At 71.0% G+C, this 26559-nt stretch carries 20 protein-coding genes and 1 tRNA gene; 8 read left to right on the plus strand and 13 right to left on the minus strand.

Features of this window, described 5'->3' with window-relative positions:
• The 4 genes from RAH40_RS20605 to RAH40_RS20620 all read left to right on the plus strand — a co-directional run bounded on the left by RAH40_RS20605 (nt 1) and on the right by RAH40_RS20620 (nt 7961).
• Nucleotides 1-996, plus strand: a complete 996-nt coding sequence (locus RAH40_RS20605) for a MoxR family ATPase (RefSeq protein WP_306599513.1) — start codon at nt 1-3, stop codon at nt 994-996.
• A complete protein-coding gene (locus tag RAH40_RS20610) occupies nt 996-2930 on the plus strand; it encodes a hypothetical protein (protein ID WP_306599514.1) in 1935 nt (644 codons plus the stop codon). Before RAH40_RS20605 ends, RAH40_RS20610 begins: the two co-directional genes overlap by 1 nt.
• Nucleotides 2931-3183: 253 nt before the next feature.
• On the plus strand, nt 3184-7419 hold the full coding sequence (locus RAH40_RS20615; protein ID WP_306599515.1) for an Ig-like domain repeat protein: 4236 nt from the start codon (nt 3184-3186) through the stop codon (nt 7417-7419).
• 11 nt (nt 7420-7430) lie between these two features.
• Complete coding sequence (locus RAH40_RS20620; RefSeq protein WP_306599516.1) at nt 7431-7961, plus strand: outer membrane protein; 531 nt, start codon at nt 7431-7433, stop codon at nt 7959-7961.
• A gap of 43 nt (nt 7962-8004) precedes the next feature.
• On the opposite strand, the gene ptsG is transcribed toward RAH40_RS20620, so the two are convergent.
• From ptsG to RAH40_RS20650, 6 genes are all read right to left on the minus strand, one after another.
• Nucleotides 8005-9678, minus strand: a complete 1674-nt coding sequence (gene ptsG, locus RAH40_RS20625) for a PTS glucose transporter subunit IIBC (RefSeq protein ID WP_306599517.1) — start codon at nt 9676-9678, stop codon at nt 8005-8007.
• Between the two features lie 12 nt (nt 9679-9690).
• Nucleotides 9691-12195 carry a phosphoenolpyruvate--protein phosphotransferase gene (gene ptsP / locus RAH40_RS20630; protein WP_306599518.1) on the minus strand — a complete coding sequence of 835 codons (2505 nt, stop codon included), beginning with the start codon at nt 12193-12195 and terminating at the stop codon, nt 9691-9693.
• Between the two features lie 87 nt (nt 12196-12282).
• Nucleotides 12283-13218 carry a PaaI family thioesterase gene (locus RAH40_RS20635; RefSeq protein WP_306599519.1) on the minus strand — a complete coding sequence of 312 codons (936 nt, stop codon included), beginning with the start codon at nt 13216-13218 and terminating at the stop codon, nt 12283-12285.
• A gap of 203 nt (nt 13219-13421) precedes the next feature.
• Nucleotides 13422-15674 (minus strand): ATP-dependent Clp protease ATP-binding subunit ClpA, encoded by a 2253-nt coding sequence (gene clpA, locus RAH40_RS20640; RefSeq protein WP_306599520.1) that lies wholly within the window; start codon nt 15672-15674, stop codon nt 13422-13424.
• Between the two features lies 1 nt (nt 15675).
• Entirely contained in the window at nt 15676-16017 is a 342-nt protein-coding gene (locus tag RAH40_RS20645; RefSeq protein ID WP_306599521.1) for an ATP-dependent Clp protease adaptor ClpS, read from the minus strand.
• A gap of 25 nt (nt 16018-16042) precedes the next feature.
• Complete coding sequence (locus tag RAH40_RS20650; protein WP_306599522.1) at nt 16043-16678, minus strand: SDR family NAD(P)-dependent oxidoreductase; 636 nt, start codon at nt 16676-16678, stop codon at nt 16043-16045.
• 104 nt (nt 16679-16782) lie between these two features.
• On the opposite strand from RAH40_RS20650, the gene RAH40_RS20655 reads away from it, so the two are divergent.
• Nucleotides 16783-17688 (plus strand): phosphate acyltransferase, encoded by a 906-nt coding sequence (locus RAH40_RS20655; RefSeq protein ID WP_306599523.1) that lies wholly within the window; start codon nt 16783-16785, stop codon nt 17686-17688.
• 35 nt (nt 17689-17723) lie between these two features.
• On the opposite strand, the gene RAH40_RS20660 is transcribed toward RAH40_RS20655, so the two are convergent.
• Nucleotides 17724-18005 carry a hypothetical protein gene (locus tag RAH40_RS20660; RefSeq protein ID WP_306599524.1) on the minus strand — a complete coding sequence of 94 codons (282 nt, stop codon included), beginning with the start codon at nt 18003-18005 and terminating at the stop codon, nt 17724-17726.
• A gap of 203 nt (nt 18006-18208) precedes the next feature.
• On the minus strand, nt 18209-20422 hold the full coding sequence (buk, locus tag RAH40_RS20665; protein ID WP_306599525.1) for a butyrate kinase: 2214 nt from the start codon (nt 20420-20422) through the stop codon (nt 18209-18211).
• Between the two features lie 103 nt (nt 20423-20525).
• Here buk and RAH40_RS20670 point away from each other — a divergent pair, with 103 nt between their 5' ends.
• Entirely contained in the window at nt 20526-21023 is a 498-nt protein-coding gene (locus RAH40_RS20670) for a ferritin-like domain-containing protein (protein WP_306599526.1), read from the plus strand.
• Here RAH40_RS20670 and RAH40_RS20675 read toward each other — a convergent pair.
• The 3 genes from RAH40_RS20675 to RAH40_RS20685 all read right to left on the minus strand — a co-directional run bounded on the left by RAH40_RS20675 (nt 21004) and on the right by RAH40_RS20685 (nt 23156).
• Complete coding sequence (locus RAH40_RS20675; RefSeq protein ID WP_306599527.1) at nt 21004-21414, minus strand: hypothetical protein; 411 nt, start codon at nt 21412-21414, stop codon at nt 21004-21006. The two genes, RAH40_RS20670 and RAH40_RS20675, sit on opposite strands and share 20 nt — an antisense overlap.
• A 203-nt stretch (nt 21415-21617) precedes the next feature.
• The gene (locus tag RAH40_RS20680) at nt 21618-22133 is read right to left on the minus strand and encodes a phosphoribosyltransferase (protein ID WP_306599528.1); all 516 of its coding nucleotides are present in this window, start codon (nt 22131-22133) and stop codon (nt 21618-21620) included.
• Nucleotides 22134-22142: 9 nt separating this feature from the next.
• Nucleotides 22143-23156, minus strand: coding sequence for a guanosine monophosphate reductase (locus RAH40_RS20685; protein ID WP_306599529.1), 1014 nt, complete (start codon nt 23154-23156; stop codon nt 22143-22145).
• A gap of 86 nt (nt 23157-23242) precedes the next feature.
• On the opposite strand from RAH40_RS20685, the gene RAH40_RS20690 reads away from it, so the two are divergent.
• Nucleotides 23243-24496 (plus strand): deoxyribodipyrimidine photo-lyase, encoded by a 1254-nt coding sequence (locus RAH40_RS20690; RefSeq protein WP_306599530.1) that lies wholly within the window; start codon nt 23243-23245, stop codon nt 24494-24496.
• Here RAH40_RS20690 and RAH40_RS20695 read toward each other — a convergent pair.
• Nucleotides 24471-24878, minus strand: a complete 408-nt coding sequence (locus RAH40_RS20695) for a hypothetical protein (protein WP_306599531.1) — start codon at nt 24876-24878, stop codon at nt 24471-24473. The two genes, RAH40_RS20690 and RAH40_RS20695, sit on opposite strands and share 26 nt — an antisense overlap.
• An 86-nt stretch (nt 24879-24964) precedes the next feature.
• A tRNA-Arg gene (locus tag RAH40_RS20700) sits at nt 24965-25041 on the minus strand.
• A gap of 93 nt (nt 25042-25134) precedes the next feature.
• On the opposite strand from RAH40_RS20700, the gene RAH40_RS20705 reads away from it, so the two are divergent.
• A complete protein-coding gene (locus RAH40_RS20705; RefSeq protein WP_373432536.1) occupies nt 25135-26559 on the plus strand; it encodes an aspartate aminotransferase family protein in 1425 nt (474 codons plus the stop codon).

Here is a 26559-nt window from a genome sequence, read left to right on the forward strand (position 1 = left end):
ATGCTCCCACCCGATCCCGCAGGCCTCGAACGCGCCCGGTCCGTCCTGGCCCGCCTGGGGGAGCGGATCCGCTTCCAGGTGCTGGGCCGGGACGAGGTTGTGGACCTGGTCATGGTGGCGCTCCTGGCCGACGGCCACGTGCTCCTGGAGGACTACCCGGGCTCGGGCAAGACCACGCTCGCCAAGGCCCTGGGCGAGGCCCTGGAGGACGGCGACGGCCGGGACCTGCCGCCCTTCCGGCGCATCCAGTTCACCCCCGACCTGCTGCCCTCGGACATCACCGGCGTCTCGGTGTTCGAGCCGCAGACCGGGGACTTCGCCTTCCGCCCGGGGCCCCTCTTCGCCCACGTCGTGCTGGCCGACGAGATCAACCGCACCTCCCCCAAGGTGCAGGCGGCGATGCTGGAGGCCATGGCCGAAAAGCAGGTGACCGTGGACAACGTCACGCGGCCCCTGGACACGCTGTTCTTCGTCATCGCCACCCAGAACCCCCGGGACGTGGCCGGCACCTACCCCCTGCCGCTGCCCCAGCTGGACCGCTTCCTCTTCAAGATCCGCATGGACCACATCTCGCGGGACGCCGAGCTGGCGGTACTCGCCACGCGCCTGGCCCGCAGGGCCGAACCCGCGAGCCCCCCCGTCACCCGCGCCGAGCTCCTGGACGCGCGGGAGCAGGTGGAGGCCGGCGTCTTCGTGGCGGATCCGGTGAACCACTGCCTGGTGGACCTGGCCCGGGCGCTGCGGAGCCATCCCCAGGTGGTGCAGGGCGTCTCCACCCGCAGCCTGGTGCTGCTGGTGCCCGCGCTCAAGGCCGCCGCGGCGCTGCGCGGAAGGGACTTCGTCTCCGGCGAGGACGTGGCGTGGCTGGCGCCCCTGGTCTTCGGGCACCGCATGGAGCTGGGCCCGGGAGCTCCCGCCGCCGCCGAGGTGGTGCGGGCCTGCCTGGCTGAACCCATGGAGGCGCTGAGCCGCGCGACGCTGCGGGGGAGGGCCTGATGCTCCGCTCCCTGGCGGCGGTCCTGGTGGCGTGCGCGGCCTTCGCCGCGCCGTACCGGCCCGCCCCCGGGGAGGCGCGCTTCGCGGAGATGCTGGACAGGGAGCGCCACCCCCTGGAGGCCCGGGAGGCCGCCAAGGCCTACCTGGCCGCGCATCCGGATTCCTGGCTGGCCTGCGAGGTCATCGGCATGGTCAGCCTCAACACCGACGGGGACCTGCCCCGGGCGCTGTACTGGTTCACCCGGGCCCGCAAGCTCCTGGAAGCCCGCTACGGAGGCGCCTGGGGGCCCGAGGCGCCCACGGGCTACTACAGCTCCGTGCTGGGCTTCCAGGCCTCCGCCCAGTACCGCATGGAGCGCTACGAGGACGCCCTGCGCACCCTCGACGCCCACGACCGGCTCTTCCTCAAGCAGCGCCCGGTGGACCACGCCTGGCCCCTCATGAAGCTGGGCCGCTTCCGGGAGGCCCGCCGCAAGATCGACGAGGCCGTGGCCGGGGGCGATCCGCGCGACGCCGCCACGGCGCTCAACACGCTCGCGGCCATGGAGGCCGAGTCGGACCGCCCCGAGGAGGCCTTCGCCACCCAGATGCGCGTGTACGCGCTGGATCTCCTCCGGGGGAAGGACCGGGACTGCACCCTCATCCGCAACGCGGCCGACGGGGCCTGGCACCTGGGCCTCCTGGCCCGGGCCGAGCAGCTCCTCCTGGAGGCCGCGGAGCACTTCCAGCCCGGGAGCGTCACCAACCCCTGGGGCGACCTGGCCTTCCTCTACCTTCAGGAGCAGCGGCTCCCCGAGGCCATGGACGCCGTCAAGCGCATGCACCAGTGGGCCTTCCGCACCCTGCCGCTGCCCGCCGAGACCCACTGGAACACCCGCCAGACCCTCACCGGCGGCCTCCTGCTCTCCTGCGGGGCCACCGACGAGGCCCTGGCCATCGCGCGGCGCGTGCGGGAACGCCCCGACCGCCACGCCACGGGTTCGGCCCGGGACGGCCAGCGGGAGGCGGGCACCCAGGTGTTCCTCTACCAGGCCCTCCTCGACGCCCTTGCGCGGGACGGGGAGGAGCTCAGCTTCGCCCCCTGGAAGCGCCGCCCCGCCATCCTCCTGCGCATGGCCCGCCACCAGGTGGAGGCCGCCCTGGCCCGCCGGCGGGCCGGGACCCTCCTGATGGGGAACCGGGAGCGCCTGGGGCAGTCCCTTCGCGTGCTGGCCCCCCAGGCCGTTGCCGAGCTGCCCGGCTCCGAGGTGCTCCTGCCGCGCATCGCCGGAGCCGGCGTCGCCGAGGCCGAGGCCCTGCGGCTCCTGGCCCGCACCGGCCCCGCCGCGGACCGGGAACGTGGCTTCCTCCTCCTGGGCCTGGGGGCCGCGCGCCTGGAGCGGGGCGACGCGGGGAGCGCCCTCGAGGCCCTGGCCGCGGCCGAGCCCGTCCTGCCCGCCGAGTTCGCCGTGCTCCACACCCAGCTCCTGGCCCTGCGGGCCAAGGCCCAGGCCGCCCGGGGGGACCGGGCGGGGGCCCTGGCCTCCCTGGCCGCCGTCCTGCAGCGGGACGGCGGAGAACTCCGGCGGGCGGGCCTGCGAATCCCCTGCCGCATCCAGACGTCCGGCCCCATGGCCGCCGAAGCCGCCGGCCTCCTGGCCTCGTCCCCGCGCCTGGAACCGGACCCCCGCGGGTTCCGGGTGGTGGTGGAGCAGACCGGGGCCGGGGGGCTCCAGGGGGGCCTGGACGGCCCCCAGGGCACCGTCCTGTGCCGGTTCCAGGTGGCGCCGGGCGCCGACCGGGACGCCACCGTGCGGGAGTTCTGCCGGCAGTTCCACCGCAAGGCCTTCGGGCCCCGCATCGATCTGTCCCAGCAGCAGATCCGGTCCCTCGAAGGCAGCACCCTCTCCTCCCAGAGCGCGGAGGAGCAGCTCAAGGGAATCCTGGGCAATTGACTTTGAGACTAGGTAATCCAGCGTACGGACAGCTACCGGCCGATGGCCTAGTCTTGGATGCAAGGGTTTCTTCGGGAACACCTAAGATGATCTGGTTGTAGTAAATGAGTTGTTAATTGAGCTTTTCAAGTCCCCTCCGAATCTTGTAATGCTCAATAGACCGCCACCCGATGGATGGTCTGCAACCCGCCTTTCCTGGACCTGGGCCCGCTGGCCGCAGGCCTGTCCTCTGCTGCGTTCTGAAAGGAGCCACATGCCCAACCTCGCCAGAATCGCCTCCGCCTCCCCGGGCCGGCCTCCCTTCCGGTGGCTGCTCCTCCTCTGCCTGACCCTGGCGGGCGCCTCGCCCGTTCTGGCGGGGCCGGCCCCCACCTTGAAGTTCAAGGGGATGGCCCAGGCGACCCCCACCGGTTCCCTCACCCTCAACGGCCCGGCGGGCCTGGCCGTGGCGCCCAACGGCACGACCTTCATCGCCGACACCGCCAACGGGCGGATCATCAAGGTCGATCCCACGGGGGCCGCCTCCGTCCTGGGCGTCAGCGGCCTGGGCACCGCCCTGGCAGGTCCCACCGCCCTGGCCCTGGACGTCCCGGGCAACCTCTACATCGCCGACACCGGCAACGCACGGGTGGTGAAGGTCGCCACGAACGGGACCGCCACCGTCGTCGGCACGGGGTCCGTGACCCTCGCTTCGCCCCAGGGCGTGGCGGTGGACGCCTCCGGCAACCTCTTCATCGCCGACGCGGGCGCCAACGCCATCGTCGAAGTGACCACGGGCGGATCGGCCGCCGGCCTCGCCATCAACGTCTCTCCAGGGGCGCCGAACCTGGCTTCGCCCAAGGGCCTCGCCTTCGACGCCGCCGGGAAGCTCCACATCGCCGACGCGGGCAACAACCGCATCGTCGCCGTGGCCGCCGGCTCCACCACGGGTGGGGTGGTCGCCCCGACCTGGGCCGGGAGTCCCGCCTCCTTCTCCGGCCCCAGCGCCGTCGCCTTCGACCGGGTGGGCAACCTGTTCGTCGCCGACACGGGCAACAACCGGATCGTCGTGATGGATACCGCCCTCAACGCGCAGAACCTGAACACCGGCAACTGGGGCCTGCCCTCGGCCGCGCCCGCCGGCGTGGCGGTGGACATCTTCGGAACCGTCCACATCGCCGACACCGGGAACAGCCAGGTGGTGGAGGCGACGCTGCCCCTGACCGCCAATTCCGCCGACTCCACCTACAGCAGCTCCTTCAACCGCACCGCCGTCAATTTCGGCCACGCGACCCTGGGCGCCGCTGCGCCGGTCACCCTGACCCTCCCGGTCCAGACCATGGCCAGCCCCGCTTACGGATCACTCAAGGTCCTCACCGCCGGCGTCCAGAACCTCGACTTCACGCTCGGCGCCGGCACCACCATCGCCGCCGGCGTCCCCGGGTCCGCGGTCATCGAGGTCAAGTTCCTCCCCACGGCCTCCGGCCAGCGCACCGGCGCCGTCGTGCTCTACGACGACGCGACCCCCGCCAACATCATCATGACCATCCCCCTCGTGGGCTTCGCCGACGCCCCTGTGGCCGCCGTGTCCCCCAACGTGGGCACGGTCGTCGCCACCGGCGGCCTGCCCATGGCCAACCCCTACCAGGTGGCCCTGGACGGCGCGGGCAACCTCTACTGCGGCGTCTACAGCAGCAGCGTCGTCCGCATCCCCGCGGGCGGCGGCAGCGCCGCGGCGGTGCCCCTGGGCACCCCCGGCGGCCTCGCCAACCTGAACATCACCGGCGTGGCCCTGGACGGGGCCGGCAACCTCTTCGTCGGCGACCACCAGCGCAGCCGCATCCTCGTGGTCACGCCCGACGGCGTGGTCTCGGTGCTGGCCATCAGCGGCCTTCCCACCGCCCTGGGCTTCCCCACCGCCCTCGCCTTCGACGGCGCCGGCAACCTCCTGATCGCGGACTTCACCAACGGGCGGATCCTCCGGGTGTCCAGCCTGAAGGTCACCGGCAGCACCGCCTCGGGCCTGGGCGCGGTGCTCGGCACCGGCGCCTTCACGTTCGCCGGCAGCACCGTCACCGGCATGACCGTGGACCCGTTCGGATCCTGCTACATCGCCGCCCGCACCCAGAACAGCAGCTCCATCGTCAAGGTCACGGCCGCGGGGGCCGCGTCCGCGCTGGCCCTGCCCGGCATCACCATCAGCAATCCCCAGGGCGTGTCCTCCGACGCCTTCGGCAACATCTACGTGGTGGACACAGGCAACAGCCGGATCGTCAAGGTCACCACCGCCGGCCTCGCTTCGGCCGTGGCCCTCTCCGGCCTGCCCGCGCCGGCGACCCTGGGCTCCCTGCTCTTCGGCGTCACCGCGGATCCCGCCGGCAACCTCTACATCCCCGACTGGACCAACGGCCGCATCGTCTACGCCAACGTCTCCGGCGGGGCGCTGTCCTTCGCCGCGACCAAGCAGGGCTTCACCTCCACCGACAGCCCGAAGACGGCCACGGTGGCGAACCTGGGCAACCAGGACCTGGCCTTCAGCGCCGACCCCACCTTCACGGGCGACTTCAGCGGCAACCCCGCCGGCACGAACCCCGTCACCTCCGCCACGGTCCTGGCTCCGGGCACCAGCGCCAACGTCTCGGTGATGTTCACGCCCCAGTCCGTGGGCAGCCTCAGCGCCGCCATCACCCTCACCGACAACTCCCTCAACGTGGCAGGCACCACCCAGGCGTTCGCCGCCACCGGCACCGGCACCAACCCGGGCGACACCACCAGCACCACCGTCACCCTCGCGCCCTCCTCCCTCACCAACGGCCAGGCCGTGACCCTCACCGCCACCCTGGCCGACACCACCGCCGGCCACACCGCCACCCTTCCCACCGGCACGGTGACCTTCACGGACACCGTGGGCGGCACCACCACCAGCCTCAACAACGGCGCCTCCGTCACCGTCAGCGCCGGCAAGGCCGTCCTCTCCGGCGTCGTCCTCACGGGGATCGGTTCGCACACCATCACCGCCTCCTACGCCGGCGTCACGGGCGCCTTCCTCGCCAGCTCGGGCACCTCGACCGTGGCCCTGGCCAAGGCCCCCGTGGCCCTGCTCGGACCCGCGACCACCCCCACCGCCACGCTGTTCGACACCGCCGCCCTCACCGCGACGGCCACCGGCCCCTACACGACCATCGCCCGTCCCACGGGCACCCTCGCCTGGTCCATCCTGAACGCCTCCAGCACCAGCGTGGCCTCCGGGACCGCGGCCCTGACGGCCGGCTCCACCTCGAGCTCCGCCGCCTGGAGCGTCTCCGCCGCGACCCTGGGCGTGGGCACCTACACCGTCAGCTTCACCTACGGCGGCGACGCCAACTACCTGCCCGTCGCCACCGCCGCCACCTACCCGCTGGTGATCGCCAAGGCGGCCCCCGCGGTGGCCCTGGCCTCCTCCGCCACTCCCTCCCTCGGCCTGGCGCCGGTCACCTTCACGGCCACCGCCACCGGCACGGGCGGCACGCCCACCGGCAGCGTCGGCTTCTATGACGGCGCGACCCTCCTGGGCACGGCCACCCTCGCTTCCGGCACCGCCTCCTACACCACCTCGGCCCTGGCGCCCGGCACCCATGCCGTCACCGCCGTCTACGCCGGCGACGGGAACTTCGCCGCCATCACCAGCGCCGCCCTGTCCCAGGTGGTCCAGCAGCTCGCCTCCACCGTGACCCTGACCCGCTCCAGCACCACGGGCTCGGATCCCTTCGGCGTCTCCGTGACCTTCACCGCCGCCGTCGCCAACGCCGGCGGCATCACCCCCACCGGCACGGTCACGTTCCTGGACGGCACCACGGCCCTGGCCACGGTGGCCCTCTCGGGCGGGACGGCCTCCTACGCCACGTCCGCCCTGGCCCTGGGCACCCACAGCATCACGGCCTCCTACGCCGGCGACGGCGCGAACACGGCCGGCGTCTCCTCCGCGGTGACCGAAACCACCACCACCCCCTCGGTCGTCATCCCCACGCCGCCGGCGCCCGTCACCGTCGCCGACGGCGGCACCGCCACCACCCAGCTCACCCTGGCCAGCATGGGCGCACTCGGCGCGCCGGTCACCCTGGCCGTCACCGGCCTGCCCGCGGGCGCCGCCTGCACCTTCGACCATCCCAGCTTCGCCGTCACCGGCACCCCCGTGGTCGTCACCGCCACCTTCACGACCACCCCCAGGCTCCAGATCATCGGCAGCGTCCGGGACCACCTGCCCCTGGGCGGCGTGGGCGCGGGCGCCCTGCTCCTGGGCGGCCTCTTCGCGGTGCCTTCCCGGCGCCGCAAGCGGGCGGGGCTCGTCCTGTCGACCCTGGCGCTGCTCCTCGTGGGCGGCCTGACGGCCTGCGGCGGCGGCACCAGCTCCGCCAAGGGCATCACCACCGGCACGTCCGGCACCCCCGCGGGCTCCTACGCCGTCACGATCACCGCCAGCTCCCAGGGCGCGGTCCAGGCGACGTCCACCTTCACCCTGACCGTCAACTGAGCGAGGCACGCATGCATCGGGAATTCCTGCACCGACTCTTCACCGCGGCCGCCCTGCTCTGCGCCCTGCCGGCCCTGGCCCAGGCCCCCGCGCCGGAAGCGACGCTCGGCTACTCCGCCTTCCACGAGCGTCCTTCCTCGGGCCTCGACCAGCGGCTCAACGGTTTCTCCCTGGGCTTCCGGCACAGCTTCGACCGCACCTGGAGCCTGGAGGCGGCCTTCAACCGCCAGACCGGCACCGAAGGCGGCTCCGTGAGCATGCGCCAGCTGGGCCTCATGGCCGGGCCGCGCTACTCCCGCACCCTCGCCCCCCGTTGGCAGGCCTTCGCCCACGTCCTGGCCGGCTTCCAGCAACTGTCGGCCTGGGAGGGCGCCGCCTCCGACAAGAAGAACTCCCTGGCCCTCGCGCCGGGCGCGGGGGTGGACTTCGCCCTCAACCGCAACGTCTCGCTGCGGGCCCAGGAGGAGTTCGTGTTCACGCGGTTCGCGGGCAAGGGGCAGAACAACGTGGCCTTCTACCTGGGCGTGGTCCTCCGGAAATAGCTGAACGTCAACCGGGCAAGGCCCCCCGCCCGGGGGGCCTTGCCTATTTCAGGGCCTCGGCGAGCGCCCCGGCCTCCATGCCCACGATGAGGTCCCGCTCGCCGCCGGGCAGGTCCATGACGGCCCTCACGCCTGCGGCCTCCAGGGCTTTGGGGTCCAGGTCCGGGTCAGCCAGGCGCACCCGCAGGCGCGTTGCCGCCACCGGGTCCAGGGCGAGGATGTTCCCGGGGCCCTTGAGGGCCTCCAGGAGCCGCAGGGCCCGGCCTTCGGGGCGGGCGCCGCCCCTGAGGTGCAGCTCCATGTCGGTCTTCAGGTTCTCCGACAGGGGCCCGAAGATGGCCTGGACGCTCTTGCCCACGTGCACCACGCCCGAGGCGCCCAGGGCCTTGAGGGCGGCGTCGTCCACCCGGGCCGCGTCGCGCACCGCCACCCGCAGGCGGGTGATGCAGGCGTCGAGGCTGGCGATGTTCTCCCGCCCCCCGAAGGCCGCCACCAGGTCCCCGGCGCGCCCGCCGGCGCCGAGGCCGGCCCGGGCAGGGGCCGCCTCGTCCTCCCGGCCCGGCGTCCGGAGGTCGAAGCGCAGGATCACCCAGCGGAAGATCCCGTAGTAGGCCAGGCCGTACGCGGGGCCGAGCAGGAGCACCAGCCACCAGTTCTGGGCGAAACGGCCCAGCGCGTTGAACATGAGGAAGTCGATGCCGCCCTGGGAGAAGGTGAAGCCCATGTGCATGCCCAGGGTGTTGGCCACGAACTGGGTGGAGGCCGCCAGCACGGCGTGGACCAGGTACAGCGCCGGCGCCACGAACATGAAGGCGAACTCGATGGGTTCGGTGATGCCCGTGAGGAACGAGGTGAGCGCGGCCGACACCATGATGCCGCCCACCTTCACGCGGTTCTCGGGCCGGGCCGTGTGCCAGATGGCGATGGCCGCCCCGGGCAGGCCGAACATCTTGAAGAGGAAGGCGCCGGAAAGGATCCCGGCGGTGGGGTCGCCCGCGAAGAAGCGGTTGATGTCCCCGCTCACGGCCTTGCCCGCGGCGTCGGTGTAGGATCCCATCTCGAAGAAGAAGGGCACGTTCCAGATGTGGTGGAGGCCGAAGGGCAGCAGCAGCCGCTCCACGAGGCCATAGAGGGTGGCGGCGGTGCGGGGGCTGCCCACGGCGGCCCAGTGGGAGAGGCCGTTGATCCCGCCCTGCACCGGCGGCCAGATGACGGAGAGCAGGACGCCCAGGAGGATCGCCCCCAGGGCGGTGATGATGGGCACGAAGCGCTTGCCGCCGAAGAACCCCAGGTAGTCCGGCAGCGAGATGCGATAGAAGCGGTTGAACATGAAGGCCGCGAGGCCCCCCGCAAGGATGCCGCCGAAGACGCCGGTCTGCATGGAGGGGATGCCCATGACGGTCTTCGGGGGCACGTGGAAGAGGCCGGCCATGACGCCCAGGGTGGCCGTCATCACCAGGAAGCCGATGGCCGCGGCGACGGCGGAGACGCCGTCGTTGTCCGTGAAGCCCAGCGCCACGCCGATGGCGAAGATGAGCGGCAGGCTGCCGAAGATGACGTCGCCCGACTCCTTCATGATGATGGAGGCCGGGGCGGGGATGAAGGAGAAGTGGGCCGCGCCGATGCCCAGGAGCAGCCCCGCCACGGGCAGCACGGCAACGGGGAGCATCAGGGCCTTGCCGACCTTCTGGAGGAAACCGAACGGATTGAGGTTCATGGCGGACTCCGGTCAGTCGGCCATGGAGGCCAGGCGCGCCCGGACCTCCATCGCGGTGGGAAGGGTGAGCATCTCCCGTGCCAGGGCCTCGCACTCGGTGCGGGCCAGCCGCGAGAGCCGGCACTTGACGGCCCCGATGGAGGGGACGTCCACGCTCAGCTCGTCGACCCCCAGACCCAGGAGGGCGGGCAGGGCGAGCAGGTCGGAGGCGAGTCCGCCGCAGACGCCCACCCACTTGCCGTGGCGGTGCGCGGCCTCCACGGTGAGGGCGATGAGCCGGAGCACCGCGGGGTGCAGGGCGTCGGCCTGCCGCGCCAGCCTGGGGTGGCCGCGGTCCATGGCCAGGCAGTACTGGGTGAGGTCGTTGGTGCCGATGGAGAAGAAGTCCACCTCCCGGGCCAGGGCGTCGGCGATGAGCGCGGCGGAGGGAACCTCGATCATCACGCCCACCTTCACGGCGGGGTACTGGGTCCCCGCCTCCTCCGCGAGGATGGCCTTGGCGGCCCGCAGCTCCTCCAGGGTGGCCACCATGGGGAACATGATGTGGAGGTCGCCCAGGTGCGCCGCCCGCAGCAGGGACCGCAGCTGGGCGCGGAAGAGCCCGGGCCGGTCCAGGCTCACGCGGATGCCGCGCAGGCCCAGGAAGGGGTTGTCCTCCCGGGGCAGGGGCTGGTAGGCCAGGGGCTTGTCCCCGCCCACGTCCAGGGTGCGCACCACGAGCCTGCGGCCCGGGCCCAGGGCCGCCGCGCAGGCGCCGTACTCCTCGGCCTGGGCGTCCTCGGTCGGAGCTTCGGGCCGGTCGTGGAAGAGGAACTCGCTGCGCAGGAGGCCCACCGCCTGGGCCCCCGCGGCCACGGCCTCCCGGGCGTCGGCGGCGTTGCGGATGTTGGCGGCGACCTCCACCGGGAAGCCGTCGGCGGTGACGGCCGGTTTCTGCGCCGCCTCGCGCTCCAGGGCCCGCTGGGAGGCCTGGCGGTCGATGCGGGCCAGGGCCTGCACCAGGTCGGCCTCGCCCAGGTCCGGGCGCAGGACCCCCAGGGTGCCGTCCAGCACCGCCAGGGTGCCGCCGGCCAGGTCCAGGACGGCCTCGTCGATGCCGCAGACGGCCGGGATCCCCAGGGACCGCGCCAGGATCGCCACGTGGCCCGTGGGCCCGCCGGTGGTGGTGCACAGGCCCAGCACCCTCGTGCGGTCCAGCTGGGCCGCCTCGGAGGGCGAGAGCTCCTCCGCCACGAGGATGGTGTCCTCCGGCGCCTCCAGCCGGCCCGGGCCGGCGCCGGCGAGCAGGGCCAGCACCCGGCGACCCACGTCCCGGATGTCGCCGGCCCGCTCCCTCAGCAGGGGCGAGTCCAGGCCCGCCAGGAGCGTCGCGTGGCGGGTGAAGGCGGCGCGCCATGCGTAGGCCGCGCTCCGGCCGGCGGCGATGCCCTCGAGGGCAAGGTCCGCCAGGTCGGGGTCCGCCAGGAGCTCCCGGTGGGCCGACAGGATCTCCCGGCGGGGCGAGCCCGGGGCCGCGCCGGCGACGATGGCGTCCAGCGCGAGTCCCGCCTCCCCCAGGGCGGCCTCCAGGCGGGAGCGCTCCAGGGCTGGGCCCCGGCCCTCCTCGGCCACCGGAGGCGGCTCCGGCCGGTATTGGAAGATGCGCCCCACCGCGAAGCCCGGCGAGGCCGGCACCCCTGCCAGTTCTCCCGAGCCCGCCGAGGCCCGCGGCGCCGCCGCGGGGCTCTCCACGGAAGCGTCGCCGCAGCCCGCGGCCAGGAGCGCGGCCAGGGCCGCCGCGGCTTCGGCGGCGCCTGCCCCGGTGGCGCGCACGCGCAGGGCGTCCCCGCCCTTGGCGCCCAGGCCCAGGATGGCCACCACGGACTTGGCGTTCACCTCCGTGCCGCCCTTCACGAGCCGGACGGCGGCCCCGAAGCGCTTGGCCTCGGCCGCGAGGAGCGCTGCGGGGCGGGCGTGCAGCCCCGCGGGGTTGGGCAGGACGACCGCATCCGATTCCACCGTGACCCCCGCGTTCCCCGCGGCGCCGTCCTGCTGCTCCCGCAGGGTGAGCGCGAAGGCCAGGTCCCGCCCGGCCACCACCAGGCCCGAGGCCGGACGCAGGGAGGCCACCCGGGCGCCGTCCGGGATGACCATCAGGGTGAGGAGGCTCCGGGCCCTGCGGCCCACCAGGGCCGCGTCGAAGGCGACGAGGGGCTGGCCCGCGGCCACCCGGTCCCCCATGCGCACCTTGGCCTGGAAGCCCTCGCCCTTGAGTTCCACCGTGTCGAGCCCGATGTGCAGGAGCACCTCCACCCCCGAGGCGGAGGTGATGGCCAGGGCGTGGTGGGCGGCGTGCAGCTGGGTGACGGTGCCCGCCAGCGGGGCCACCAGGACGGAGGAGGTGGGGTCGATGGCGATCCCGTCCCCCACCAGCCTCCCGGCGAAGACGGGATCGGGCACCTCGTCCAGGGGGACCAGGATGCCAGAAAGGGGAGCGCGCAGCTCCAGTTGGACGGCCGCGGGCGTGGATACGACCATGGGGACTCCTTCCGGGGATTGTGCCGTCAGTGTGGCACCTCGGCCCGGGAATAGGAAAAAACAATTAATAGTGGGCGATCGGCCGACTCAGGCCTGCGGCATCAGCCAGTGTCCCCGCGTGGCCGCCACGGGCCGCTGGGGGTCCTCCTGCCAGAGGTTGGCCTGGACCAGGGAGACGCGGTTGCCCAGGCGGATCGTGATGCCCTGCCCGTAGGTGTCCACCGGACGGGCCGGCCGCAGGTAGTCGATGGAGAAGTCCACCGCCTTGGGAATGGCCGGGGTCATGGGCGCGTTGGTGGCGACCAGGTGCATGAACATCACCGTCTCCGCGAAGCCCGCGAGCACGCCGCCGTGGATGGCCGGCAGCCGGGGGTTGCCGATGAGCTCGCCGCGGTAGGGCAGGCGGAGGATGGGGCCGGCCTCCACCTGGGGGTGCATCACCACCCCCAGGAAGTCCACGTAGGGCGACCGGCCTTCGGGGATGGCGGGGTGGGTGGCCTGGGACGCGGCCTCGTGGGCCTCGGGCGACACCTGGTGCAGGGCGGGGTCCGGGATGAGCGCCTTGCGCGGCCCGCTCCCGGAGGTTCCCGCCGTGCGCATGAAGGTGGCGTTCACCAGCGCGATCACCTCGCCGCTGCCCGGCTGCCGGACCTCCCCGGTCACGAAGGCCACGCTGCGGGACACCCGGTGGCAGTGCGCGTGGGCCGTGAGGTCCCCGCCCGCGTCCGCGGAGCGCAGGTAGTCCATGCGCAGGTCCAGCGTCGCGAAGTTCCCGGCCTCGCCGATGGCCGCCCCCACCGCGAACCCGCACGCCGTGTCCGCCAGCGCGCAGATGCACCCCGTGTGGATGCGGTTGCGCGTCACGTCTCCGCTCCATTCGGGCCGGACCGGCTGGTGGAGGGTCACGCCGTCCGCGTCCACGCCGGCGATGGTCATGCCCGCCATGCGGGAGTAGGGGATGATGGCCATGCGCTGGTCGAACCGCTGGCGGAGGTCGGGGGCGGGGCTTGGGGGCTTCGTCATCAGAAACATTCTAGGCTGGCTTCCGCGGCAGGACTGATTTCTTCATCGCAGGAACGCCCATGACCGGGCGTATCCCCTCAGCCACCCCCATCCATCCGAAAATGCTGATCCGCAAAAAGTGCATTGACCCAAGTGCTCTCCATGCAGGAGTGGCGGGAATCCTGAAGATTCCAACGGTTCGTGATGGCCTCCGGCCCGGCGCCCTACCTCGAAGCCGCGGTGATGGCCAGGCCGTCGCCGTCGCGCGTCACCATGGCCGTCCCGCCGTCCTTCAGCGCCCCGAACAGGATCTCGTTGGCCAGCGGCTTCTTCAGGTGCTCCTCCACCACCCGCGCCATGGGGCGGGCGCCGAAGGCGGGGTCGTAGCCCTTCTCGGCCAGCCACTCCCTGGCGGGCTTCGCGACCTCCAGCACCACGTTCTTCTCGTCCAGGAGCCCCTGCAGCTCCTTCAGGTTCTTGTCCACCACCTTGAGGATCTCGGGCCTGCCCAGGGGGCCGAAGGTGACGATGGCGTCCAGGCGGTTGCGGAACTCGGGGCTGAAGGCCTTTTCCAGCGCCCCCCGGGCGCTGCCGCCGGTGCCGGCGTCGGCGAAGCCCACCTTGCGCTGGCTGAGGTTCCTCGCGCCGGCGTTGGTGGTCATGATCAGGGCGGCGTGGCGGAAGTCGGCCTTGCGGCCGTGGTTGTCGGTGAGGGTGGCGTGGTCCATGACCTGGAGGAGGATGGCGTAGATGTCGGGGTGGGCCTTCTCGATCTCGTCCAGGAGGACCACCGCGTGGGGGTTCCTGCGCACGGCGTCCACCAGGAGGCCGCCGTCCTCGAAGCCCACGTAGCCGGGAGGGGCGCCGATGAGGCGGCTCACGGCGTGCTTCTCCATGTACTCGGACATGTCGAAGCGGATGAACTCCACGTCCAGGATCTTCGCCAGCTGCCGGGCCAGCTCGGTCTTGCCCACGCCGGTGGGGCCCGCGAAGAGGAACGAGCCCACGGGACGCTCGAAGCCGCGCAGGCCGGAACGGGAGAGGCGGATGGCGCCGCACACCTTGGCGATGGCCTCGTCCTGGCCGAAGAGCACGGCCTTGAGGCCGTCCTCGAGGCCGGCGAGCTTCTCCCGGTCGTCGGCGTTCACCGCCTGCAGGGGCATGCGCGCCATGCGGGCCACGACGGTCTCCACGTCGGCCTCGGTGACGGTCTTGCGGCGCCTGCGGCCGGGGAGGAGCTTCAGGGCCGCGCCGGCCTCGTCCAGCACGTCGATGGCCTTGTCGGGCAGGGCCAGGTCCCGCAGGTAGCGGCTGGAGAGGCGCACGGCGGCCTCCAGCGCGGCGTCGGCGTACTTCACGCCGTGGTGCTCTTCGTACTTCGGGCGCAGTCCCTTGAGGATGGCCACGCTGTCGGCCTCCGTGGGCTCGTTGATCTCAACCTTCTGGAAGCGCCGCGACAGGGGGCGGTCCCGGTCCAGGGAACTCTTGGCCTCCTGGAAGGTGGTGGCGCCGATGCAGCGCAGCTCGCCGCTGGCCAGCACCGGCTTGAGGAGGTTGGAGGCGTCCATGGCGCCGCCGCTCACCGCGCCCGCGCCCACCAGGGTGTGGATCTCGTCGATGAAGAGCAGGCTCCCGGGATGGGCCGCCAGGGCCGCCAGCACGGCCTTCACGCGCTCCTCGAAGTCGCCCCGGTAGCGGGTGCCGGCCAGGAGCGAGCCCATGTCCAGCGAGAAGAACCGCGCGCCCTTGAGGGCGTCGGGCACCTTGCCCTCGTGGATGCGCAGGGCCAGTCCCTCGGCCACGGCCGTCTTGCCCACGCCGGCCTCGCCCACGAGCAGCGGGTTGTTCTTCCTGCGGCGGCTCAGCACGTGGATGATGCGGTCCATCTCCTCGTCGCGTCCGATGAGGGGATCGATCCGTCCCTCCGCCGCGCGCGCCACCAGGTCGGTGGCATAGGCCTTGAGGGGATCCTTGGCCGGGGCCTCCTCCTCGGCCTCGGGACTTTCCGCCGGGGCGGTGCCGGAGCCGGCCTTGGCGCCGCCGTGGGAGAGGTGCTTCAGGAGGGGCAGGCGGTTGATGCCCTGGCGCTTCAGGAGGTAGGCGGCCTGGGACTCCTTCTCGGCCAGGAGGGCCACCAGCACCGCCCCGCTGTCCACGGTGGAGCGCTCCGACGAGATGGTGTGGAGGATGGCCTGTTCCATGACGCGGTTGAAGCCCATGGTGGGGATCGGGTTGAAGGCGGCCCCCGGCGGGAGGACCTCGAGGTTCGCCTCCAGCCAAACGCGCAGCTCCGTCCCCAGCTTCGAGGCGTCCCCGCCGCAGGCGGCCACGGCGGCCGCCACCTGGGGGTCCGCCTGGAGGGCCAGGAGCAGGTGCTCCAGGGTCAGGTACTCGTGCCGGGCCTCTCGGGCGGAGGCAAAGGCCGCCTGGATGCAGCGGTTCAACGCGGGGGCGATCGTCGGGGTGGGCACGGCCATGTCAGGCCTCCGGTTCGAGGGTGCACAGCAGCGGGAACTCCTTCTCCTCGGCCAGGGCGCGCACCTGGGCCACCTTCGTGTCGGCCACGTCGAAGGGATACACGCCCGCCACGCCCGTGCCCCGGCGGTGGACGTCCAGCATGATGCGCACGGCCTCGGCCTCCGGCTTGCGGAAGACCGTCTCCAGGATCATCACCACGAATTCCCGGGTGGTGAAGTCGTCGTTGTGGAGGATGACCTTCCACAGCACCGGGGGGGTGAGCTTGAGGCGCGTGCGGGGGGCGGTGCGGGTGCCCGCACCGCCTTGGCTGTCCCTGGAATCGTCTGAGAAAGGTTTGGCCATGTCGCGGAGGTTTCCCAGGACCATTCTAGGGCATAACCCGCTCGCTGTCCCAGGAACCCCGCGGCTGGGCGTGGAGCTCCCAGAAGCACGCGGCGACGGCCTCAGGGCTCAGCTCCGTCCCCGCCCGCACGAAGCCGCGAACCGTCACGATGGCCGCGTGGACGCCCTCGGGCTCCAGCTCCTCGGCGAAGCTGAGGGCCAGGCTGCGCAGGGCGGCCTTGCCCAGGGACCCCGAGGCAAGGCCCCGCTGGGGCTTGAGGCCGATGCCGCCGCCGGTGAAGAGCAGGGTGCCTTTCCCCTCGGCCCGCATGGAGGGCAGGGCCCACCGTGCCCCGGCCAGGGCCGCGGCCACGTTCACCCGGAGGTCGGCCAGGGCCTGTTCGGGCGTCAGTTCCGCCGCAGGTCCCGCGGCGCCCGCGGAGGCGTTGTACAGCAGCACCCGGGGGAAGCCCCCCCAGGCCTCGATGGCGGCCGTGGGGACGCCTCCGGCCAGGTCCGCGCCCAGGACGAGGCCCCCGTCCAGGGCCTTCCCGAAACCCTCCAGGTCGTCGCCGGGCCGGGCCACCATGGCCACCCGGAAGCCCTCCCGCCGGAAGCGGAGGGCGGCGGCGAGGCCGATGCCCGGCCCGGCCCCAAGGATCACTGCAAGTGGATTCGCCATGGCTCCATCCTACCGGATGATGGGGGTCACAACGCCCCGGGGCCGCCGGAGGGCCGTTGTACACTTGCCGCGAAGCCATGAACGCAACGACACCGGAGGTCCCGATGCCCATCACCCGTCTCGAACAGATGCTCGAAGCCGTCAAGTCCAGGCCCCGCAGGCGCCTGGTGGCCGCCTACGCCAACGACGCCCACACCATCGAGGCGGTGCACGACGCGGTGGAGCGCGGCATCGTCGAGGCCACGCTGGTGGGCGACGAGGCCGTGATGCGCCAGGTGTGCGCCGACCACGGCTTCGACCCCGCCCGGTTCACCTTCGTGCACGAGCCCGTGGACACCCGGGCCGCCGCCAAGGCCGTGGCCCTGGTGAAGAGCGCCGGCGGCCAGATCCTCATGAAGGGCCTGGTGAGCACGGACAAGTACATGCGCGCGATCCTCAACAAGGAGACGGGCCTCATGGATTCCGGCGCCATCCTCTCCCACGTCTCGGTGATCGAGTACGCGAGCTACCCCAAGCTCATCGTCTGCGGCGACGTGGCCGTTCTGCCCTATCCGGACCTCCGGGAGAAGGTGGCCATCACGAACTACGTCATCGGCGTGGCCCAGGCCCTGGGCATCGCCAGGCCCAAGGTGGCCCTCATCGCCGCCTCCGAGCAGGTGCTGCCCAAGGTGCAGGCCACCATGGACGCGGCGGTCATCGCCAAGATGGCGGAGCGGGGGCAGATCAAGGGCGCCTTCGTGGACGGCCCCATGGCCCTGGACGTGGCCGTGGACGCGGAGTCCGCCGCCACCAAGGGCATCGCCGGGGACGTGGCCGGGGACGCGGACTGCCTGGTGTTCCCCAACATCGACGCCGGCAACGTGTTCTACAAGACCAGCAGCAAGCTCGCCGGGTGCGAACTGGCGGCCATGGTGGCGGGGGCCCAGGCGCCCTGCATCCTCAGCTCCCGGGGCGACAGCGTCCTGACCAAGCTCTACTCCATCACCCTGGCGGCGCTCACCGCCAAGTGACCCTTCCCCCGCGGGGCCGGCAGCACAATCCCCCCTCAGGAGCCGCCGGCCCCGAAACTCAGATCCACCAGGGTCCCGTCCACCGCCGCATGAACCAGCAGGCGATGGAGCCGGACCCAGGTATCCCCGAACCGGGCATCCGCCAGCCAGCCGATCGAATCATCGATCTCCTGGGGCAGTTGCAGGTTGGGAATGCCACGGGTGATTTCGAACCCCTCCTTCATGAGAACGGTCAGGAAGTCCTGCTGGAACGGAGGAGCGATGCCCTGGAGCAACGTCTCCAGGCCCAGCACGTTCATCGTGGTTCCATCGGACACGGCCACCTCCCGCCACGCGGGTCCCGTCTCGACCGGGGATATCAAGATAGGGTGATCCCCGGAATTAGCAACCTGCTGGCGGAAGCTTAATCCCGGGGCAAGAACTATCAATATTTAATTTGAGCCGAACAAGATATGCCTATTTTTTGGGCAAATATTAATTCATTGAATTGGAGGCGGCGCATGCATGCCGATGGGGGATTTTAGGCTCGCCCGGTATAAGTTTTCGCGGTTTCCTTCCCGGCCAGGACCCGGAGGGCCCCCTTGGCAAGGGCGGCCATTTCATTTTCTCCGGGGTAGACGGTGACACCGCAGCCCAGGGCCGCGATGGCCTTGCGGATGTAGTCCACGGTGGGCCGGCAGCGGGCCATGCCGCCGGTGAGGAGCACCCGGTCCACCGGCTGGCCCTTGAACGCCGGCAGGAGGGAGGTGATCCACTTGGCGATCTGGTAGGCCATGGCGTCCATCACCAGCACCACCTCGGCCTCCCCGGCCAGGTAGCGGGCCTCCAGGGCCCTCAGGTCGGCGGTGCCCAGGAGGTCGATGAGGCCGCCCCGGCCCTTGTTGAGGCGCTTGAGCTCGTCCCGGGTGAGCTCTCCCGAGAAGCACAGGTCGATGAGCTGGCCCACGGGCAGGGACCCCGAGCGCTGGGGGGTGAAGGGGCCCTCCCCGTCCAGGGCGTTGTTCACGTCCACATAGCGGCCCTTGCAGTGGGCGCCCACGGAAATGCCGCCGCCCAGGTGGGCCACGACGACGTTGATGCGCTCGTAGAAGGTCTCCTGCTCCTCCGCATAGCGGCGGGCCGTGGCGATCTGGTTCAGGGCGTGGCTGATGACGACCCGGCGGATGCGCTTGACGCCGGTGATCCGGGCGACCTCGTCCACTTCGTCCACCACCACGGGGTCCACGATGAAGGCGGGCCGGGCGGAGCCGGCCACCAGCTCCCGGGCGATGAGGCCGCCGAGGTTGGAGGCGTGGTCGCCCTGGACGCCGTCCAGGAGGTCCCGGGCCATGGCCTCGTTGACGGTGAAGGTGCCGTGGGACATGGGCCACAGGAGCCCGCCCCGGCCCGCCACGGCGTCCAGGCCGTCCACCGTCAGGCCGCTGTCGGCCAGGAACTTCAGGATGGCCTCCTTGCGGAAGGCGAACTGGGCCGTGATGCTCATGCCGTCGAAGGGCGCCAGCTCCTCGGCGGTATGCTGCAGCTCCTGGGTGAAGCGCTCCGTGTCCCCCTCGAAGAAGGCGATCTTGGTGGAGGTGGAGCCGGGGTTGATGGCCAGCACCCGGTAGCGGCGGAAGAAGGTGTCCTTCGGCGTCTCGTCCCAGACGCCGTACTTGAGCATGCGCAGCACGGAGGCCTTGACCGCGAGGCGGATGTCCTCGGGCGTGCAGTCCATGGCCAGGTCCACGCCCTTGAAGCGCAGGCCGAAGAGGACGGGGAACTTCTTGGCGTCGGGAAAGCGGGTGGCGTAGAGGTGGTAGAGCAGGTTGCCCATGTCGAGGTTGGGGCAGATGATCACGTTGGCCGAGCCCGGCCATTTCACGTCCTTGCCGCCCTGGTAGTAGGTGGCCGAACGCTGGGAGAGGGCCACGCTCACCTTCACCTCGCCCTCGATCCGGATGGACCGGTAGCGCTCGCCGCGCTGGACGCGCTGTTCCAGCAGGGCCGGCACCAGGGCGGTGGCCTGGCGCACCAGGTCGGGGCCGGGGCCCTCGTCGGAGCCGCGGTTGGAGTAGGAGACGATGGCGCCGTGGATCACGGGGAGCACGGACTCGGGGATGAGGTCGCGGGCGATGGCGCAGGTGCCCACGGCCGCGGCCGCCAGGGCCTCGGGGGTCATGACGGCGTTGACGCCCACGTCCCCGAACACGACGATATTCTCGTTCATGATGTCCCTGGGATGCTCGTCGGGAAGGACGAAGATCCCCGCCTCGCAGCAGTGCTCCTGGGCCCGGAGCGCCTTGAGCATGGGCCGGAAGAACTGCTTCTCCCCGGTGGCCACGCCTCCCACCACGGTGTCCGCGTGGCCCTGGGCCACGGCGCAGATGCCGAAGTTCACGGGCACCGAGGCCCAGCACATGGCGTCGAAGAGGTTCACCTCCCGGCCCTCGGCGCGCTGCTCCTCCTGGTGGAGCCGCGCGAACTCCCCGACCAGGTCGGGGCGCTTGCCGATGTCCACGAAGGCGCTCTCGGAGAGGGCGAACGCCACCCGGGTGGGATCCAGGTGCGCCAGGTCCTTCGCGATGACCTCCCGCACCTCGCCCTCGGTGGCCAGGAAAACGGGCCGGGCGAAGCGGGTGAGGTTGCAGGCCGCCTCGATGATCCGCGGATCCAGGGCCTCGGGGAAGATCACGGCCGGCCGCGTCCGGCCCTCGGCGAGGATCTGCTGGTCCATGGACCCTTCGATGTCGAACATGCGAGCCTCCGGCGATTCCAACCATTCAGGACAGTGGATTGTAGCGAGGGGGCCATGCAAGTCGATCACAACTGGGGTATCCTGGGCGGCAAAGGAGACTCCCATGGGAACGCGCGGAACCTCGATCGTCGGCATGGACGTCAACGAACTTCTGAAGCTCCTCAATGCCGCCTACGCCAGCGAGTGGCTGGCCTACTACCAGTACTGGCTGGGCGCCAAGCTCATCAAGGGCCCCATGAAGGACGCGGTGGCCGCCGAGCTGAACCTCCACGCCACCGAGGAGCTGGGCCACGCCCTGCTGCTGAGCAACCGCATCATCCAGCTGGGCGGCACGCCGGTCCTGGCCCCCTCCCAGTGGGCCGAGTTCAGCCCCTGCGCCTACGACGCCCCGGCGGACCCCTACGTGGGCACGCTGCTGGACCAGAACATCGCCGGGGAGCAGTGCGCCATCTCGGTCTACAAGAACCTGATGGACATCACCCGCGAGGCCGACCCCGTCACCTACAACATCGCCCTGACCATCCTCACCCAGGAGGTCGAGCACGAGGAGGATCTCCAGGGTCTCAAGGAGGACCTGGACCTCATGTTCCGGACGCGATGACCGATACCTCCCGGGTGGCGGAGGAGACCACGTAGCACCGTTCGTTGTTGCTGCGCTGGTCCGCCGGCAGGATGAAGAAGCCCTTGCGCTCGGGGTGGTAGCCCTGGGCATGCCCCAGGAGAACTTCCCCGTCCTTGAACACCACCCGGATCTTCTTGCCTGGCGTCAGGTTGGTGGGCTCGAAGATGTTGCGCTTCACATGGGCGGGATTGCCCTGCAGGTTCTTGACGAAGAAGATGCCCTTGAGATCGTGCACGTCGATCTCGAGAGGCCGGGAACCGGGGTACGATCCGGCCGGGAAGAGGTGGAAGCGGTCGCTGGTGGGGAGGAAATCGACCGTGTGGCCCTTGAGGAGGTGGCCATCCAGGTACCGGGCGACGACTTGGTTCATTTCTTCCTCCTGATCCCCACTGTCCGTCCGGTCGGGCAGAATAGTGGACCTCATGGGAAAGATAAGCCTATATATGGATTTTGGAAGCACTTATTTCAGGGGGTTAAAATAATACAAGCTTATATAACTCCTTTGGGTTCAAGACTAAAATTCAATCAATTCAGTATTTCAATTTTTAATGCCAAGGTGAATTTCCAAGGCGCTCAGGCTCCCGCCCGGCGGGAATGGTCGTCGATGTCCTCGGCGTCCCAGGGGTAGACCACCCAGATGTCCTCCAGGTGCTGTCCGGCCCAGTAGCGGGTCACCTGGGGCGGGATCTGGTCCAGCTTCGCCTTGTCCTTGCAGTGCAGCACGGCCACGGCGATCTCCGCGGGCTGGTGGGAGAGGAGCTCGCGCAGGCAGTAGGCCAGGGTGGTGCGCGTGTCGTCCACCTCGTCGATGAGCAGGACCCTGCGGCCCTTCAGCTTGCGCTCCACCTCGTCGATCCACTGGACCTTGGAGGGGCCGCCCTCGATGGTGTTGTCGTCCCCGTAGAGCTTCACGCCCACCGTGAGGATGGGCTTCTTCAGATAGGTCTTGAGGATGCGGGCGGGAATGAAGCCGCCGGTGCCGATGGCCACGGTGACGTCGGGGTCGAAGCCGCTGGCCAGGATCTCCCTGGACAGGTCGGCCACGGTGCGGTGGATCTCGTTGTAGCTGAAATAGCGCTTCTCGGCCATGTCCGTCCCCTACTGGAGCAGTTTGTGGGGAAGGCTCTCCACGCGCGAGGCGGGGGAGACGACCATGTAGTTGAGCTTGCGCTGCAGTTCCCGGATGGTGTTGGCGCCGGCGTAGGTGAGGCCGGAGCGGAGGCCGCCGACGATGTCGGCGATGATCTCCTCCTCGTCCTCCCGGTAGGGGACCTTGGTGGCCACCCCTTCGGCGGTCTTCCAGCCGGTCAGGCCGCCCAGGTGGTCATCGGCCGCTTCCTTGCTGGCCATGCCCCGGTAGCTCTTGTGGGTGGGCTCGCCCTTGTCGTTGAGGATGGGGTCGCCGGGGGTGGGCCGGGTGCCGGCCAGCATGCCGCCCACCATGACGAAGTCGGCGCCGAAGGCCAGGGCCTTGACGATGTCGCCGGGGTAGCGGATGCCGCCGTCGGCCACGATGGACCGGTCGGCCCGGGCGCACTCCTGGATGGCGGTGACCTGGGGGACGCCGAAGCCGGTCTTGATGCGGGTGGTGCAGACGCTGCCCGGCCCGATGCCCACCTTGATGATGTCGGCCTTCACCGAGGCCAGGTAGTCGGCGCCGGCGTAGGTGGCCACGTTGCCCGCCATGATGCACTCATTCGGAAGCATCTGGCGCATGCGCTTGATCATCTTGCCCACGTACTTGGCGTGCCCGTGGGCCACGTCCACGCAGAAGTACTGGGCCCCCGCGTCCTTGAGGGCCTCCACCCGCTCCATCTCCTTTTCCGAGGTGCCCACCGAGCAGAACACCTTGGTCTTGCAGCGCAGGAACATGGCCACGTTCTCCTCGACCGTGCAGAACCGGTGGAGGGTGCCGATGCCGCCCCGCCCGCCGATGAAGTCGGCCATGGCGTCCTCGGTGATGGTGTCCATATTGGCCGTCATGATGGGGAGTTCCAGCGTCAGCTTGCCGCTCTTGTCGGTCATGCTGATGTCCACGATCCTGCGGGACTCGTGGTGGTTGTACGCCGGTATCATCAGGACGTCGTCGAACGTAATGGCGGTTTCGGGCATGGGCCTCTCCGTTTCATCTCCAGATTATCCGAAAAGGACGGACCTCACCCGGCAGCGGGATCGTTAGCAAAATCAAGGAGAAACGGTTGACCAACCTGGTCTGGTTCAGGGAGAAGGACCTGCGCGTGGCGGACCACGGGCCCCTGGCGGAGGCGGGCGGCGGGGCCGTTCCGGTCTTCCTGGGCCCGGTTTCGGAGCGGCTCGCCCCCCGCCTGGGGGATCTTGCCGCCCGGCTGGAGGCCCTGGGGTCCGGCCTCGCGTGGGTGCCCGGGGACCCCCTGGAGGAGCTGCCGCGCCTGGCCGCAATGCTGGGCGCGGAGGCCGTGCTGGCCCACGGCTTCACGGAACCCGCCGCCCGGCTGTTGGAAACCCGCATGGCCGGGGCGCTCCCGTGCCCCCTGCGGCTCTTTTCCGGGGAAACCCTCGCCGGCCCCCTGGGCCGCCACCGGGTCTTCTCGGCCTTCTACCGCTCCTTTCAGCAGGAAGCCCGCCTGGAGGCCCCCTCGGCGACGCCGCAACGTCTGCCCGCCCTGCCCGAACTGCCCCGCTGGCCCGCCGGGCCCCTGCTTCCGGACCTGCTGGCGCCCTTCCTGGAGAACCGCCTGGCGGATTATGCCCAGGGCCGGGACCGCATGGACCGGGACGGCACCTCCCTGCTTTCCGCGGACCTCCACTTCGGCCGGGTGAGCGCCGCCTCCTGCTGGGCCGCGGCGTCCGGCCGCCCCGGTGCCGAAGCCTGGCAGCGGCAGCTGGTCTGGCGGGACTTCGCCCATCACCTCCTGCGGGAGTGGCCCGCCGTCCTGGAGGGCCCCTTCCAGGCCGGCTTCCGGGACTTCCCCTGGCGCAGCGACCCGGCCCTGCTCGAGGCCTGGGTGGAGGGCCGCACGGGCTACCCCCTCGTGGACGCCGCCGCCCGGCAGCTGATGGCCACGGGCTATGTGCACAACCGCGCCCGCATGGTGGCCGCCAGCTTCCTGGCCAAGCACCTGCTCCTGGACTACCGCCTGGGCGAGGCCCACTACCTGGCCCGCCTCCAGGACGCGGACCTGGCCAACAACTCCATGGGCTGGCAGTGGAGCGCCGGCTGCGGCTGCGACGCCCAGCCCTGGTTCCGGGTGTTCAACCCGGTGCTCCAGGGCCGGCGCTTCGACCCGGACGGCGCCTACGTGCGCGCCTGGGTCCCCGAGCTGGCGGCGGTGCCCGCGAGGACCATCCACAGCCCCTGGGAGGGGAGCCTGCCGGCGGGCTACCCGCCGCCCATCGTGGACCACGCCCAGGCCCGGGAGCGGTTCCTGAGCCTGGCCAAGGCCCACCTCAGGCGAAGTTCCTCGGGCTCGTGAGCCGGTCCAGGACCTGGGAAGAAAGGCCTTCCAGCGCCCCCAGGAACCAGTCCTCGGACACGTCGGCGGCGGCGGCCTTCTTGGCCAGGGGGGCGAACCGCAGATCCACGTGGCGCAGTTCCACCTCCACCCGGTTCACCCCCTGGATGGCGGTGAGGACGAGGTGGTAGTCCCCGCCGCGGTAGGCGAAACGGCGCACGGCCGAGGTGTGGTTCACCTCCCAGCCCGCCGTGCCGCCGGGGTCGATGGCCTCCACCACCCGGGGGCCCAGGGCGGCGTCGGCCTTGCCGGCCATGGCCAGCGTGTAGGCGCGCTGCTCTTCGTCCCGCTCCCGCTTCCGGAGGCTGATCAGCTCGTCGAGGTTCGAAACGGTCACGACCATGGGCGGCTCCCGTGGTGAAAGGCCCATGATGTCACGGATGGGCAGAAAATATACAACCCCCATCCAGGGCGGATGGGGGTTGCTTTTGGTGCAGCCGGCGCGACTCGAACGCGCGACCCTTGGCTTCGGAGGCCAATACTCTATCCAACTGAGCTACGGCTGCCAGAACGTCCATCATGACGCCCCCCGGGGCCTGGCGCAAGGGCCGGGCAATTTGGGATAGCCTTGCCGGGGGATTTATGGTGAATTGGGGTGTATGGATACCCAAGAGTTTCGACGCTTAGGCCATGAGATGGTCGAGTGGATTGCGGCCTACCGGGAGCGGATGCCGGAGCTTCCCGTGATGAGCCCCCTGGGTCCCGGAGACGTCAAGCGCCTCCTTCCCGCCACGCCTCCCCAGAAGGGCGGAGGGCTCGACGCCGTCACGGGGGACCTGGACCGCATCGTCCTGCCGGGCATCACCCACTGGAACCACCCGGGATTCTTCGCCTACTTCCCCTCCAATTCCGACCTGGCCTCGGTGCTGGCCGACATGGCCTGCGCGGGCCTGGGGGCCCAGGGCATGAGCTGGCAGACCAGCCCCGCCGCCACGGAGGTGGAGGAAGTGGTCATGGACTGGCTCCGGCAGATGCTGGGGCTCGGGCCCGAGTTCACCGGGGTCATCCAGGACACGGCCTCGACGGCCACCTTCTGCGCGCTGCTGTGCGCCCGGGAATGGTCCTGCGCCTTCGGCCAGAGCCGGGGCGGGTTCCAGGCCGAGGAGGCGCCCCTGGTGGTGTACGCCTCCGACCAGGCCCACAGCTCCATCGAGAAGGCCGCGCTTCTGGCGGGCTTCGGCCGGGACAACCTGCGGCTGATTCCCACGGACGCCAATCACGCCCTGCGCCTGGACCTTCTGGAGAAGGCCATTCTCGAGGACCTGGCCGCGGGGCGCCGGCCCTGCGCCATGGTGGCGGCCATCGGCACCACCGCCACCACGGCCGTGGACCCGCTCGCGGGCATGGCCAGGCTTTCGGCCCGCCACGGCATCTGGCTCCACGTGGACGCGGCCATGGCCGGCACGGCCATGATCTGCCCCGAGTGCCGGGTCATGTGGGAGGGCATCGAGAGCGCGGACTCCCTCGTGCTGAACCCCCACAAGTGGATGGGCACCGGCTTCGACCTCTCCGCCTACTTCGTCAAGGACCCCGAGCACCTCATCCGGGTCATGAGCACCAACCCCAGCTACCTGCACACCGACCAGGACGGCCAGGTGAAGAACCTGCGCGACTGGGGCATCCCCCTGGGCCGGCGCTTCCGGGCCCTGAAGCTGTGGTTCCTGGTGCGCTCCCAGGGCGTCGAGGGCCTCCAGGCCCGGGTGCGCCGGGACCTGGCCAACGCCCAGTGGCTCAAGGCCCAGGTGCAGGCCACCGGCGGCTGGGAGCTCATGGCCCCCGTGAGCCTCCAGACCGTGTGCGTGCGCCACGTCCCCGAGGGCATGACGGACGAGGCCGAGCTGCGGGCCCACAACCTCGCCCTTCTCGGGGCGGTCAACAAGTCGGGGAAGTACTACCTCACGCCCTCCGTCCTGAAGGGCCGCCAGATCATCCGGGTCTCCATCGGCAGTTCGGCCACGGAGCTCGCCGACGTGGAGGGGCTCTGGGAGGCGCTCATCGAGGCTTCCATGCGCGCCGCGGGGTGA

This window comes from Geothrix sp. 21YS21S-2 (assembly GCF_030846775.1).
In the GTDB taxonomy this organism is placed as follows: domain Bacteria; phylum Acidobacteriota; class Holophagae; order Holophagales; family Holophagaceae; genus Mesoterricola.

Bases quoted from the DNA above. Each gene is read 5' to 3' on its own strand.
- RAH40_RS20670 (WP_306599526.1), top strand. From the start codon at position 20,526: ATGGGAACGCGCGGAACCTCGATCGTCGGCATGGACGTCAACGAACTT.
- RAH40_RS20645 (WP_306599521.1), bottom strand. From the start codon at position 16,017: ATGGCCAAACCTTTCTCAGACGATTCCAGGGACAGCCAAGGCGGTGCG.
- ptsP (WP_306599518.1), bottom strand. From the start codon at position 12,195: ATGGTCGTATCCACGCCCGCGGCCGTCCAACTGGAGCTGCGCGCTCCC.
- RAH40_RS20650 (WP_306599522.1), bottom strand. From the start codon at position 16,678: ATGGCGAATCCACTTGCAGTGATCCTTGGGGCCGGGCCGGGCATCGGC.
- RAH40_RS20675 (WP_306599527.1), bottom strand. From the start codon at position 21,414: ATGAACCAAGTCGTCGCCCGGTACCTGGATGGCCACCTCCTCAAGGGC.
- RAH40_RS20610 (WP_306599514.1), top strand. From the start codon at position 996: ATGCTCCGCTCCCTGGCGGCGGTCCTGGTGGCGTGCGCGGCCTTCGCC.
- RAH40_RS20605 (WP_306599513.1), top strand. From the start codon at position 1: ATGCTCCCACCCGATCCCGCAGGCCTCGAACGCGCCCGGTCCGTCCTG.
- clpA (WP_306599520.1), bottom strand. From the start codon at position 15,674: ATGGCCGTGCCCACCCCGACGATCGCCCCCGCGTTGAACCGCTGCATC.
- RAH40_RS20655 (WP_306599523.1), top strand. From the start codon at position 16,783: ATGCCCATCACCCGTCTCGAACAGATGCTCGAAGCCGTCAAGTCCAGG.
- RAH40_RS20620 (WP_306599516.1), top strand. From the start codon at position 7,431: ATGCATCGGGAATTCCTGCACCGACTCTTCACCGCGGCCGCCCTGCTC.
- RAH40_RS20680 (WP_306599528.1), bottom strand. From the start codon at position 22,133: ATGGCCGAGAAGCGCTATTTCAGCTACAACGAGATCCACCGCACCGTG.
- RAH40_RS20705 (WP_373432536.1), top strand. From the start codon at position 25,135: ATGGATACCCAAGAGTTTCGACGCTTAGGCCATGAGATGGTCGAGTGG.
- buk (WP_306599525.1), bottom strand. From the start codon at position 20,422: ATGTTCGACATCGAAGGGTCCATGGACCAGCAGATCCTCGCCGAGGGC.
- RAH40_RS20635 (WP_306599519.1), bottom strand. From the start codon at position 13,218: ATGACGAAGCCCCCAAGCCCCGCCCCCGACCTCCGCCAGCGGTTCGAC.
- ptsG (WP_306599517.1), bottom strand. From the start codon at position 9,678: ATGAACCTCAATCCGTTCGGTTTCCTCCAGAAGGTCGGCAAGGCCCTG.
- RAH40_RS20685 (WP_306599529.1), bottom strand. From the start codon at position 23,156: ATGCCCGAAACCGCCATTACGTTCGACGACGTCCTGATGATACCGGCG.
- RAH40_RS20615 (WP_306599515.1), top strand. From the start codon at position 3,184: ATGCCCAACCTCGCCAGAATCGCCTCCGCCTCCCCGGGCCGGCCTCCC.
- RAH40_RS20695 (WP_306599531.1), bottom strand. From the start codon at position 24,878: ATGGTCGTGACCGTTTCGAACCTCGACGAGCTGATCAGCCTCCGGAAG.